Origin of the sequence: Ralstonia sp. Ralssp135 (genome assembly GCF_047304345.1) — a bacterium.
GTDB lineage: Bacteria > Pseudomonadota > Gammaproteobacteria > Burkholderiales > Burkholderiaceae > Ralstonia > Ralstonia chuxiongensis.
Genome location: NZ_JBGLYZ010000002.1, coordinates 38,852 through 51,861 on the forward strand (window position 1 = coordinate 38,852; position 13,010 = coordinate 51,861).

The following is a 13,010-nucleotide window of genomic DNA, read 5'->3' on the forward strand; positions in this document are numbered from 1 at the left end:
CGTGCTGCGTTGTTGAAGCTGCGACGCTTCAGTGCAGCGGCACGAGAATGCGGAAATCCGTTTGACCCGGCCTGCTCTCGCATTCGATCAGACCATCGTGCTGCTGCACGAACGTCTGCGCGAGTGTCAGGCCCAGCCCACTTCCCCCCTCCCTTCCAGACACCAGCGGGAAGAAGATTCGCTCGCGGATGTCGTCCGGGATACCAGGACCGTTGTCCACTACATGCAAGTCCAATGCCAGCTTGTAAAGACGCTTCGCAATCGTAACTTTGCGTGCCACGCGCGTGCGCAGAATGATTTCGCCGTCGCCCTGCGCGATGCGAGGGCCCAGCGCGTGTGCCGCGTTGTGAACGATGTTGAGCACGGCCTGGATGAGTTGCTCCTTATCGCCTCGAAACTCCGGCAGGCTCGCGTCGTAGTCACGCACGATCCGCAAGCCCTGCGGAAACTCCGCCAGCACCACCGAGCGCACCCGCTCCAGCACCTCGTGGATGTTCACATCGCCGACGATATGCGGATGCCGGTGCGGCTCCAGCAGGCGGTCGACCAGCGTCTGCAGCCGGTCAGACTCCTTGATGATGACCTGCGTGTACTCGCGCAGCGAGCGCTCCGGCAGCTCGAACTCCAGCAACTGCGCCGCGCCGCGAATGCCGCCCAACGGGTTCTTGATCTCGTGCGCAAGGTTGCGGATCAGTTCTTTGTTGGCGGAGGTCAGATCGAGCAGACGCTCTTCGCGCTCGCTGCGGATCTTCTGTTCGTTGGGCAGCAGCTCAAGCAAGACCGAGCCGGGCGCAAAGTCGAGTGCGCCCACGACGGCATGCGCATGCAGCGGCTCATGGCCCACACGGTCGAGCGACACGTCGCGCCGCTTGGCGTCGAACTGGCGCGCTGCCACGGTGGCGATCATCTCGGCCAACTCCGACGGATCGGCAAACAGCTCGTACAGCGACATCTCCACCAACTGGCGGCGGGACACGGCCAGTGCAGCTTCAGCGGCGGGATTGGCGTAGAAGATCGTCAGCGCCGGATGACGGACGAAGAGGATGGGATTGGGCACCGCGTCGAGCCCGGGGAACGATGGCGGTGCACCATGGGAAAACGGAATCGGCGGCGGCCCGTCGAGGGGCTCGCCTTCGGAAACCTCCAGCCCGAGGGCGGAGGCTGACGGCGCGGATGGCGTCGTCTGTTCCTGTTCATCGCGGCGTGCCGCTTTGCGGATCAGTCGACGCATGGTTTATCTAGTCCTTGAGATTGCCCAGCTCCCGGCGGATGGAATCGACATTGGCCTGGCTGCGCTCGATGTCGCCCTTCAACTGCGCGGTGCGGTCCAGATACTTCTGATAGTTACGTTCGTTGCCCTGGCGCTCGGGCTGACCGTTGTTGTATTCGGTCTTCAACGCCTGGAGCTTGCGCTCCTCGTCTGCCAGCTCGGCCTCCAGCACCTGGCGGCGTTCGCCGTCACGTGCCTTCTGCGTGGCGTTGTCCACGCGGGGGAAACCACCACCTGCATTGTTTTGCGCCGGCGCGGGCGCGGCTCCTGCACTGCGCGGGCTGCGCGTGCCTGGGACGGTCACCACATCGGGCAGCGTCAACTTCTTGCAGCCTTTCACGTTGCCGCTGTTGCGGTACTCCGGCACGCCGTTCGGGCCGGTGCACAGATAGACATCATCGGCGTACGCGGGCGCCTGCATGGACAGCGTGGCAAACACCGCCGCGGCGGCGGCAAGCAGTCCGGATGCGATGCGTGGGGAAGGACGGAACATGAATGGAACCTGGCGGATACGTCGATCGGGCGCCGGAGTCCGGCGGACGCTCATTCTAGCCACAAAACTCCGCTTCATAAAAAGGAAGGGCGACCTGCGCCGCCCCTCCTCTCACAACCGTCTCTTCGCCCCGACATATCGCTCGGGGCGCTCGCAGATTACAGCGAGTAGTACATCTCGAACTCGAGCGGGTGCGTCGTCATGCGGAAGCGCGTGACTTCTTCCATCTTCAGCTCGATGTAGGCGTCCAGCATGGCGTTGGAGAACACACCACCGCGGGTCAGGAACTCGCGATCCTTGTCCAGGTATTCGAGGGCCTGATCCAGGCTCGAGCACACGGTCGGGATCTTTGCGTCTTCTTCCGGCGGCAGGTCGTACAGGTTCTTGTCGGCAGCTTCGCCCGGGTGGATCTTGTTCTGCACGCCATCCAGACCGGCCATCATCAGTGCCGAGAAGCCCAGGTACGGGTTCATCAGCGGATCCGGGAAGCGCGTTTCGATACGACGGCCCTTCGGGTTCGCAACGTACGGAATACGGATCGAAGCCGAGCGGTTGCGTGCCGAGTAGGCCAGCTTGACCGGAGCTTCGAAGCCCGGCACCAGACGCTTGTACGAGTTCGTACCCGGGTTGGTGATGGCGTTCAGCGCGCGAGCGTGCTTGATGATGCCGCCGATGTAGTACAGCGCGAATTCCGACAGACCTGCGTAGCCGTTGCCTGCGAACAGGTTCTGGCCGTCCTTCCAGATCGACTGGTGAACGTGCATGCCCGAACCGTTGTCGCCCACGACCGGCTTCGGCATGAACGTTGCGGTCTTGCCGTAGGTGTGTGCGACGTTCTGGATCACGTACTTTTGCAGTTGGGTCCAGTCGGCGCGTTGCACCAGCGTGCTGAACCTCGTGCCGATTTCGTTCTGGCCTTGGCCTGCCACTTCGTGGTGGTGCACTTCAACCGGAATGCCCAGCGATTCCAGGATCAGGCACATTTCCGAGCGCATGTCTTGGAACGTATCGATCGGAGCAACCGGGAAGTAGCCACCCTTCTTGCCCGGACGGTGACCCGAATTGCCGTGTTCGAACTCCTTGCCCGACGACCACGGAGCTTCTTCGGAATCGATCTTCACGAAGCAACCCTGCATGTCGATGTTCCAGGTCACGCCGTCGAAGATGAAGAATTCGGGTTCCGGACCAAAGTAGGCGGTGTCGCCCAGGCCGGTGCTCTTCAGGTAGGCCTCAGCACGCTTGGCGATCGAGCGCGGGTCGCGGTCGTAGCCCTTTCCGTCCGACGGTTCGACCACGTCGCAGGTCAGGACCAGGGTCGGCTCTTCGTAGAACGGGTCGACGTGTGCGGTGTTTGCATCCGGCACCAGCAGCATGTCCGACGCTTCGATGCCCTTCCAGCCGGCGATCGACGAGCCGTCGAATGCGTGACCGCTTTCGAACTTGTCTTCGTCGAAGTGCGAAACGGGGACCGAGACGTGCTGCTCCTTACCCTTGGTATCTGTGAAGCGGAAATCGACGAACTTGACGTCGTTTTCCTTCACGAGCTTCATCACGTCTGCAATGCTTTGGGACATGCCATTCTCCTGGTAGCGCAATAACGCAAAGTATTGTGAGCCGGTTGTGTGACGGATCGCTGCACATCGGCTGCAATTCGTCCTCACTCCGAAACATCTTCTTTCCAGCAAGGTCGTCCGACACGAACGGACGCCCCCGAAAAAGACCGCGGGAATCTTAGCAGAAACTATGCCAATTCCGGTCCGACATCGGGCATCCACTCCCGCAAACAGTGCAGCGCCGCGCCAGCCCATGCCGGGACACGGTGCGCGCGCGCCGGCAATCCGGCCGACCTCATGCTTGCGCTGCCCGCTGATCGAGCTAAGGCTGTTCAAGCAGCATAGCCAACGCACACAAACGGTGCATATCACCCCAAGTGGCACTATTCGTGTGCACATGGAATGTGCGCGCACCACTACGGGGATTTTCGCCCGTGCCATGTGACGGCAGCGCTAGAATGATTATTTACCCTTTCACCCGTTCCTGCCCAACATGACTGCCATCACGCTGACCCGCGAGTCCCTGCTCGAGGCTGCTGCCGCCCGCCGCGAGGCAGACCAACTGCCGTACTTCGGCGCACTGTCGCCGCAAGAGGCTGCCGCATTGTTGGCCGCCGACCCGCAAGCGCGACTCGTGGATGTGCGCACGCGTGCCGAACTCGACTGGGTTGGCACGCCGGACATTTCGCCAAGCCAGTTTGTGCATGTGGAGTGGAATCAGTATCCGGGCGGTGTGCGCAACGCCAACTTCCTGAGCGCGCTGGAAGCCGCCGTGCCGAAAGACGTGCCGGTGTTGTTCCTATGCCGTAGCGCCGCACGCTCCAAGCATGCAGCGGCGGCGGCCGCGCAGGTGGGCTATGCGGCAGCGATGGATGTGCTCGAAGGTTTTGAGGGTGCCAAAGACACCGAGGGCCATCGCAAGACCGTGGAAGGATGGTGCTTCCGGGGCCTGCCCTGGCACGGCGCCTGAGGCACGCTGCTAAGCGTCAGGACGCCGCGGGAGCGTCCGCCTCGAAAATCTCGCCGCCCAGCGCCAACGCGCCCTCTCGCAGCACCACATAGGCGCGCGTCACAGCCTCCGGTGAGCCCTTGACGCCCAGGTCGATGTGCGAGCGGGCATAGCGCTCGCCGCGCGCGGCATCGCCCACGCTGGGCAGACTGAAAACCTTCACACCATCGAACTCAGCTTCGATGCGTTCCATCAGCGGCGTAAGCCGCGACTCCGGCAAGCCGAACACCAGGAACGAGCGCTCTTCGCGCGGCGCGCGGTGGAATTGGTCGGCGTAATAGGTGTCAAGCACCCACTCCATCATCGGCCACGCCATCACCGGAAAACCCGGCATGAAATGGTGATGCGCCACCGAGAACCCGGGGATGCGGTTGTAGCTGTTCGGGATGATGCGTGCGCCCTTCGGAAACTCGCCCATCTTGAAGCGGTGCTGGTTTTCGGGCGTGGAGACATCGCCCTTGACCGGGTCACCGTTAGCCGACTCGGAAATGCGCAACGTGATCTGCTCGCGCGCTTCCGGATGCAGCTCCAGTGGCACGCCCAGCGCAGTTGCGGCGCATTGGCGTGTATGGTCGTCAGGCGTCGCGCCGATGCCACCAGTGCAGAACACCACGTCATCGCTGGCGAACGTACGCTTGAGTACGCTCGTGATGCGCGCGGGCTGATCGCCGACGTATTCCGCCCACTCCAACGCCAGGCCGCGCTCGCCGAGCACTTCGATCAGCTTGCGCAGATGTTTGTCTTCGCGGCGACCGGAGAGAATCTCGTCGCCGATGATGATCATGCCAAAAGCCATGTCAGTTCCGATGGTTTCTGATTATTCGCGAGGCAATTCAATGGTAGTGACTTCGATCTCGATGGCCTCGACCATGCGCGCAGGCGGCGCTTCAGCGCGAAGGCGTGTGAGCGCGCGCAAGCAGAAATGGCCGAACCACAGTGCCGAGAAAATGAAGATCAGCACGTACAGCCAGATGACGGCGATGGCGATGATCGGGAACAGCACAATCGTCACCACAGACGACACCCAAAGCAGCGTCGGCGCCGAGCCCAGCATGCCAACCGCCACGCCAATGCCCAGGAGCGGCAGCCGGTAGCGCTGCATGATCGCGCGGCGCTCTTCGGCTGTAGCGTGGTCAGCCAGCGCATCGTACGTCATCAACCGGTACGTAAGCCAACCCCACAGCAACGGTGGAATCAGTGCAAAAAACGGTGGAATCAGCCACAGCGGCAGAGTGACGATGGCCACCACGATGACCACCAGCGTGCATAGCAGCGCATGCATCAGGCTGCCCAACACCGAGCCGCCCTTGTGGCGCTCAAGCTGCGGATAGCTGCGATCAAGAAAACGCATGACCACCGGCACCGACGCCACGCTCACCAGCACGAGAATCGACACGACAATCACCGGCACCAACAAGGTGATCACGAGCAACGGCGCAATGGCCGACCACAACCCCGCCATGCCGATAGCGTTGAGGCCGCTCTTGATCCAGCCCATGAAGGCCCAGCCTTCCACGGCGTTGCGGGCCATACCGTTCATGGCATCCCAGCCGAAATACAGCACCCCTCCCCAGACCGCCACGGCCACGACGAAAGGCAGCACTGTCAGGAACAGCATGCGCGGATGCAGTTGCGAGAGCAGCGCCCGGCCAAATGAGCGAATCAGGTCGTTCATGCAGAAATCGGGAAATCAGGGAGCGAACAGCCTAGCACAGCGCGCAGAAACGACGCTGGTGCCGCCGCACGTGCGCTTTACGCTCGGCCGAACAAGCGCTTGAGGCCGAGCCACTGCTGACGCAGCACGCCGCGCCCGTAGTCGCGCGAGCGCCCTTGCGGTGCGGGAAGTTGATCGCGGATACCGGTGGCGTGGTACTCCGGCGAGAAGATGGCGGTGCCGAACAGCATGTCCCACCACGGGAACAGCACGCCAAAATTGCAGCCACCCAGCACGCCGGGCTTACCTGGCACCTCGTGCCCCAGCCCGATGGCGTGATGCATCCGATGAAAGCGCGGCGAGATCAGCAGCCGGTCGCCCAGCCAGCCGAAATGCAGCCGCACGTTGGCATGCTGCAGGCTTTGCAGCAACTGCGAAATGGCGACCAGCAACACGTACTGCGAGGGTTCCACCCCAATGGCCAGCGCCGCGATGGCAAAAACCGCGCCGCGCAGCACATCGTCGAGGATGTGGTTGCGGTCATCGGACCAGAGCGTCATCTGTTGCTGACTGTGATGCAGCGAATGCAGGTTCCACCACCAGTGAAACTTGTGCGAGAGGCGGTGATACCAGTAGTCGAGCAGGTCGAACAACACCAGATAGATCAGAAAGCTGACGATGGAAACCGACGTGATGCCTGGCCACCAGTCTTCCACGTTCAAATGCGCCCAGCCCCAGAAGCGCAACTTGCCGTCTAGGTGGTCGATCAGCGGCTGCAGCGTGAAGAACAACAGCAGCGGAAAGAATCCCAGGCGGTGGAACAGCGTGTAGAAAATATCGGCACGCACAGCCTTGCGGTCTTGTACCGGCTCCACCGGGCGCCAGCGCTCCAGCGGGCGGAAAATCAACAGCAGCACTGCAATCTGCACCAGCCCCATCAGCAGCCATTCGGTGCCGGGATAGGCATCTTCGACGTAACCACCCAGTCCGACGGCATAGGTGATCGGCATCACGACGTGCTGGAAGAGCACGTCCTGCGCTTGCGTGAAGGTGTCGGCGATCCAGTCAAACATGTCAGCGGGCTGCCGTGTGTGCCCGGTGAGCAGCAAACCAGGCTTGGTACTGCGGATGATCGCGCAGCGTGGCGAAGCAGAAACCCTTGCGCTCCAGGCCGGTGATCAGCGGCTCCAGATCCGCTGGCGCCCACGGATCCTTGCGCGACCAGATGCCCAGATGCGCCATGGTGATGTCGCCATCGCGCAAGTTGGACAGCGCCTTCTGCAGCAACGCGTCGTTCGGATAACGCTCGGACGGCAACTCATCGCCCAGGAAACCGGCGGGCGCCCATGCCACGTGGGCAAACCCGCATTGCTTGGCCCAGGCCTCGGTCGTCGCCGAAAGGTGACCACCCGGCGCGCGCCACAGCGGGTCCATCGGCTGACCGGTCATGGCCTTGAAGCGCTCGGCGCTGTGTTTCAGTTCCGCACAGAATTCAGGCTCGCCCCACACGACATTGCGACCGCCCTGCTCGCCAAACTGCGGGCGGAAGCGGACCTTGCCCGCACCCGCCTCGCCCTTGTAGTAGACGTGATCGAAGGTGTGCGTACCGAATGCGTGGCCGTCGGCAGCAAGCGATTTCCAATACGGCGCCCAGCCGTCATCCAGCGTGCTGTCGCCGTGGATGGTCTTCTCGTTGGCGAGGAAGAACGTGGCGTGGATGCGATGGCGGCGCAGTGTGTCAGCAATCAACTGCGCCTGGCTCATGCTGCCGGTGTCGAACGTCAGGTAGACGGTACCTTTGCACGCACCGGCATTCACACCACCGGGTGCGGCCGTGGCCAGCGCGCACAGACCCAGCGCTGCCGTGGCAGCGAACGTGCGCAACATCGACAGGCGGGATTTCATCGTCGTGATGCTCAAATCAGCGGAGCGCGCGTGCGGAAGTAAATGCCGTGCGGCGAGCGCCCGACCTTGATCTCTTCCACGACCTTGCGGCTTGCCACGTCGACGATCGCCACGCGTTTGGCCCAGCGGCAGGTCACCCAAAGCTGCTTGCCGTCGGCGGTCAATTCCATGTCATCCGGGCCGGGCGGCAAGCCGGTGATGTCACCGACCTTGGTCAGCGTTTGCTGATCAATGATGCTGATCGTGCCCGACACGCGGTTCGACAGGAACAGGTGACGCTTGTCGCCCAGCGCGCGGAAGTTGTGCGCGCCCTTGCCGGTCGGGATGCGCTTGACGCTGGTGCGGTTGTGCCAGTCGATCACCTCGACGTAGTCGGCGCCAGTCATGCCAACCAGCAAGTATTTCTGATCGGTCGTGACCCACACACCGGCCGGAGCGGAGCCAATGGTCATGCGCCACATGACCGTCTGCGTGGGCAGGTCGATGGCCATCACCTCGTTGGAATCCTGCAGGGTGACGAACGCGATCTTGCTGTCAGCGGTATAGGCAATGTGGCTCGGCGTCTTGGCCGCAGGCACTTGCTTGGCGATGGTCAGCGCGTGACCGTCCCAGCGGTAAATATCAATGCGGTCCAGCCGGTTGCCGGTGGTCAGGAACCACTTCTGGTCGGGCGAGAAGCCGATCTGGTATGGGTCGTCGATACGCGGAACACGCTGCTGAATCTTGCCGGTCACCGGATCGAGGAACACCAGTTCGTTGCCGACTGCGTTGGCGACGATCAACGATTTTTCGTCGGGCGTGGCGATCAGGTGGTGCGGCTCCTTGCCGATCGGGAACGTCTCGAGCACCTTGCGGGTGTCCTTGTCGATCAGAGAGACGCTTGCGTCGCCCGAGTTGAGCACGGTGACGACTTCAGCACGCGCCGCATGCGCTGCCATCAAAGCAGCGGCCGACACAACAAGCGTGGAAAACCAACGGGAGGCAAACGAGGCGCGCAAGGCAGACATATCGAGAAGATTCAGCAACTTAGCCAGCCATTTTAACGCTCGCATTTACGCCGTCGCTGACACAAATCAAAAAAAGAAAACGGGAACTTTCCCCGCTCCCAACAACGCATTGCAGCTATCGCTGCATTGATTCCCACACCTTCTGCAGCCGCTTGACCGACATCGGCACCGGCGTGCGCAGCTCCTGTGCAAACAGGGCGATGCGCAACTCCTCCAGCATCCAGCGGAATTCCTCCATGCGTGGGTCATTGCCACCCTGCCCTTGCACGCGCAGGGCCTTCTCCGCGCGTTGGTATTGCTGGATGAGCGGCGCCATCTCCTGCATCCGTTGGGTGTCACGCGTCGGGTCAGCCTTGAGCTTGTCAATGCGCAGCGCGATGCCCTTCAGGTAACGCGGAAAGTGCGTCAACTGCGCGTACGGCGTCGCCTCGATAAAGCGCTTGTGCATCAGCGTCTTGAGCTGCGCGTCGATATCGGCGGTGGCGGCGGCAAACGGCTTGGCGATCTGCAGCTTGCGCGGCAGTTGCGCATATTCGGCTAGGATGGCGCCAACCAGCCGCGCGATCTCCTGCGCCAGCAAGGTCAGGCGCGCGCGGCTTTCGTCCTTACGGGCACCGAAGCTGGCGTCATCGGTGGGCAGCGGGTCTTGCAGGCAGGCGCGCTCCAGCGTGGCATCCAGGATCTGGTCGCGCAGATCATCCTGCGTGCCCAGGTTCATGAACTGGATGGCCATCTGCGACAGGCCCGGGATGTTCTTTTCCAGATACTTCAAGGGCTCGCGCAGTTGGATTGCGAACAAACGCCGCAAGCCCAGGCGATGGATGCGCGTGGCTTCCGCCGGATCATCGAAGACTTCCACATCGCAGTGGTCACCGGCATCGACGAGTGCGGGATAGCCGAACAGCGTCTGGCTGCCTTTGCGCACCTCCAGCAACTCCGGCAGCTCGCCAAAATTCCAGGTGGTCAAGCCCGAGTAAAGCGCGGCGTTTGCCGGGGCTTCCGACTTGCCCGCCTTGCCGGGCTTGGCACCCTCGTTCTGGGCTCCAGCCACGGCAGCATCCTGCGCGGCGATCGACTGGAATGTCTGCTGCGCGCGCCCGCCCAGTTCAGCGCGCAACTGGGCCAGATTGCGACCCATGTCGAGCTGGCGGCCGTGCTCGTCGATCACCTTGAAATTCATGAAGTGATGTGCGGGCAGCGTTTCGAGCTTGAAGTCGGCGCGCTTGAGCGCAATGCCGGTCTGCTCGCGCACGTCGGCGATCAAGCGGTCGAGCAGGTCGCCATCCCCCAACCGCACGCGCGAGACGAATCCGGCGGCGTAGTCCGGCAGCGGCACGCAATGGCGGCGCAGCTTCTGCGGCAGGCTCTTCAGCAGCAGATGCACCTTCTCCTTGAGCATGCCCGGCACCAGCCATTCGGTGCGCTGCGCGGGCACCTGGTTGAGCGCGTACAGCGGCACTGTGAGCGTTACGCCGTCGCGCGGGCTGCCGGGCTCAAAGTGATACGTCAGGCCCATGTCGATGCCGGCAATCGGCAGCACCTTCGGGAACAGGTCGGTCGTGATGCCGGCCGCTTCGTGCCGCATCAGGTCATCGCGATTCAGGTACAGCAGCTTCTGGCCGCTTTTGCCGCTTGCGCTGGCGGCTTCGGCATACCAGCGCTCGAACGATACGGTGTTGTAGATGTCCGCCGGAATCTGGCTGTCGTAGAACGCGTAGATCAGCTCGTCGTCCACCAACACGTCTTGTCGGCGCGACTTGTGTTCGAGGTTTTCGATCTCGCGCACCAGGCGCTGGTTGTGCGTGAAGAATGGCAGACGCGTTTCGAATTCGCCATCGACCAGCGCGCGGCGGATGAACATCTCGCGCGCTTCCTTCGGCTGCATCGGCCCGAAATGCACGCGGCGCTGTTGATAGACCGGCAGGCCGTACAGCGTGCCGCGCTCGAAGGCCATCACCTGCCCGGCCTTCTTTTCCCAGTGCGGATCGCTCCACGACACCTTCAAGAGGTGCGCGCCGACCTTCTCCACCCATTCCGGCTCGATGCGCGCGAGCGTGCGGCCGAACAGGCGGCTGGTCTCGATCAGTTCGCCACCCACGACCCACTTACCCGCCTTGCGCGCAATGACTGAACCCGGCCACAGGAAAAACTTGATACCGCGCGCGCCGAGGTATTCGCGGCCTTTCCCATCTGCCTCTTCGATGCGCACACCGATGTTGCCGAGCAAGCCCGTCAACAGCGCCAGATGCAACTGCTCATACGTCGGATCGGAGTCATTGAGCTTCCAGCCCTGCTCCGCCACCGTGGTGTGCAGCTGCGAATGCACGTCGCGCCACTCACGCAACCGCACATGCGACAGGAAGTGCGAACGACACTGGTCCTGCAGCTGCTTGTTCGACTTCTTGTGCGCGACGGCCTCTTCAAACCATTTCCACAGCTTCACCCAGCCGAGGAACTCGGATTTTTCGTCGGCAAACTGACGATGCGCCTGATCCGCCTGCTGCTGCAGTTCTTGCGGGCGCTCGCGCGGGTCTTGCACGGACAAGGCGCTTGCGATGATCAGCATCTCGCGCAGGCACTGGTGGTCGCGGCCGGCCAGGATCATCCGCGCCACGCGCGGGTCCAGCGGCAGGCGGGCGACCTGCTTGCCCAGCGGGGTCAGCGCGTTTTCGTCGTCGACGGCACCGAGTTCTTGCAGGAGCTGGTAGCCGTCGGCAATTGCACGGCCGAGCGGTGGCTCAATGAAGGGAAACTGTTCGACGTCCGTCAGCCGCAGCGCCTTCATGCGCAGGATGACGGCCGCCAGCGACGAACGCAGGATTTCCGGATCGGTAAAACGCGGCCGCGCAATGAAATCCGCTTCTTCATACAAGCGGATGCAAACACCATCGGCCACCCGGCCGCATCGACCGGCACGCTGGTTGGCCGCAGCTTGCGACACCGGCTCGATCTGCAGTTGCTCGACCTTGTTGCGATACGAATAGCGCTTGACACGCGCCAGCCCCGTATCGACCACATAGCGAATACCCGGCACCGTCAGCGAGGTCTCGGCCACATTCGTCGCCAGCACGATGCGACGCGCGTTGGACGGCCGGAACACACGTTCCTGTTCCTGCACCGACAGGCGCGCAAACAGCGGCAAAATCTCGGTATGCGCGGGATGGTGCTTGCGCAGCGCCTCGGCCGCCTCTCGAATCTCGCGCTCGCCCGGCAGGAAGATCAGCACGTCGCCCGAGCCTTCGCGGGCCAGTTCGTCCACCGCATCGACGAGCGCTTCGTAGAGATCGCGCTCCTTGTCCTTCTCGTCGCGCTGAATCGGCCGGTAGCGCACCTCGACCGGATACAACCGGCCGCTGACTTCAATAACGGGCGCTGGCCCCTTTGGGCCCGCGAAGTGCTCGGCAAACCGCTGCGCGTCGATGGTCGCCGAGGTAATGATCACCTTCAGGTCTGGCCGGCGCGGCAGAAGCTGCTTGAGATAGCCGATCAGGAAATCGATGTTGAGGCTGCGTTCATGCGCCTCGTCGATGATGATCGTGTCGTAGGCGCGCAGCAGCGGATCGTTCTGCGTCTCGGCCAGCAAGATGCCGTCAGTCATCAGCTTGACCGACGCCCCCGCCGAGAGCGTGTCGTTGAAGCGCACCTGAAAACCCACGTGCTCGCCCACCGGCGTGCCGATTTCCTGCGCGATACGCTTGGCCGTAGACGTCGCGGCAATCCGGCGCGGCTGCGTATGGCCGATCAGCCCGGTACCGCCGGCGCCAATGCCTCGCCCGATCGACAGGCAGATCTTCGGCAATTGCGTGGTCTTGCCCGAGCCGGTCTCACCCGAGACGATCACCACCTGGTTGGCGGCGATGGCCTGGGCGATCTCGTCGCGCCGGGCCGACACGGGCAGCGCTTCGGGAAACGTAATCGGGGGTACGCGGTTGGCACGTGCGCGGCGCGCCTCCAGCGCCGCGGCAAGCTCTTCCGGCGTGGGCTTTTGGCGGCGCGGCGGACGACCATTGCCGCCGGGCTTGCGCTCGGGCGGCGGTGTGTCTTTCGGCGATTTCGGGGAAGGCGCCGCCGGGCGTGGCCGGGGCGGCTGGGCGTGGGAATCTGACATCGGGCGGGATT

The 13,010-nt window shown here is 63.0% G+C and carries 10 protein-coding genes; 1 reads left to right on the top strand and 9 read right to left on the bottom strand.

What is annotated here, in order from left to right; translation table 11 throughout:
• Positions 1-28: 28 nt before the first annotated feature.
• The 3 genes from glnL to ACCD03_RS02195 form a co-directional block, all read right to left on the bottom strand.
• Complete coding sequence (glnL, locus tag ACCD03_RS02185; RefSeq protein ID WP_045204231.1) at positions 29-1,231, bottom strand: nitrogen regulation protein NR(II); 1,203 nt, start codon at positions 1,229-1,231, stop codon at positions 29-31.
• A gap of 7 nt (positions 1,232-1,238) precedes the next feature.
• The gene (locus tag ACCD03_RS02190; protein WP_045204232.1) at positions 1,239-1,763 is read right to left on the bottom strand and encodes a hypothetical protein; all 525 of its coding nucleotides are present in this window, start codon (positions 1,761-1,763) and stop codon (positions 1,239-1,241) included.
• Positions 1,764-1,921: 158 nt separating this feature from the next.
• Positions 1,922-3,337 (bottom strand): 3-hydroxylaminophenol mutase, encoded by a 1,416-nt coding sequence (locus ACCD03_RS02195; protein WP_045204233.1) that lies wholly within the window; start codon positions 3,335-3,337, stop codon positions 1,922-1,924.
• Positions 3,338-3,809: 472 nt separating this feature from the next.
• On the opposite strand from ACCD03_RS02195, the gene ACCD03_RS02200 reads away from it, so the two are divergent.
• The gene (locus ACCD03_RS02200; RefSeq protein ID WP_045204234.1) at positions 3,810-4,286 is read left to right on the top strand and encodes a rhodanese-like domain-containing protein; all 477 of its coding nucleotides are present in this window, start codon (positions 3,810-3,812) and stop codon (positions 4,284-4,286) included.
• 16 nt (positions 4,287-4,302) lie between these two features.
• On the opposite strand, the gene ACCD03_RS02205 is transcribed toward ACCD03_RS02200, so the two are convergent.
• The 6 genes from ACCD03_RS02205 to hrpA form a co-directional block, all read right to left on the bottom strand.
• Complete coding sequence (locus tag ACCD03_RS02205) at positions 4,303-5,121, bottom strand: competence/damage-inducible protein A (protein ID WP_045204235.1); 819 nt, start codon at positions 5,119-5,121, stop codon at positions 4,303-4,305.
• A gap of 21 nt (positions 5,122-5,142) precedes the next feature.
• Positions 5,143-6,000, bottom strand: a complete 858-nt coding sequence (locus ACCD03_RS02210) for an EI24 domain-containing protein (protein ID WP_045204236.1) — start codon at positions 5,998-6,000, stop codon at positions 5,143-5,145.
• 77 nt (positions 6,001-6,077) lie between these two features.
• Positions 6,078-7,052: a sterol desaturase family protein gene (locus ACCD03_RS02215; protein ID WP_045204237.1), complete on the bottom strand. Its 975-nt coding sequence runs from the start codon at positions 7,050-7,052 to the stop codon at positions 6,078-6,080.
• A gap of 1 nt (position 7,053) precedes the next feature.
• Complete coding sequence (locus ACCD03_RS02220; protein WP_045204238.1) at positions 7,054-7,884, bottom strand: polysaccharide deacetylase family protein; 831 nt, start codon at positions 7,882-7,884, stop codon at positions 7,054-7,056.
• 11 nt (positions 7,885-7,895) lie between these two features.
• The gene (locus ACCD03_RS02225) at positions 7,896-8,891 is read right to left on the bottom strand and encodes a cytochrome D1 domain-containing protein (RefSeq protein WP_253537111.1); all 996 of its coding nucleotides are present in this window, start codon (positions 8,889-8,891) and stop codon (positions 7,896-7,898) included.
• Between the two features lie 115 nt (positions 8,892-9,006).
• Positions 9,007-12,999, bottom strand: a complete 3,993-nt coding sequence (hrpA, locus tag ACCD03_RS02230) for an ATP-dependent RNA helicase HrpA (RefSeq protein WP_413410700.1) — start codon at positions 12,997-12,999, stop codon at positions 9,007-9,009.
• Between the last annotated feature and the right edge of the window lie 11 nt (positions 13,000-13,010).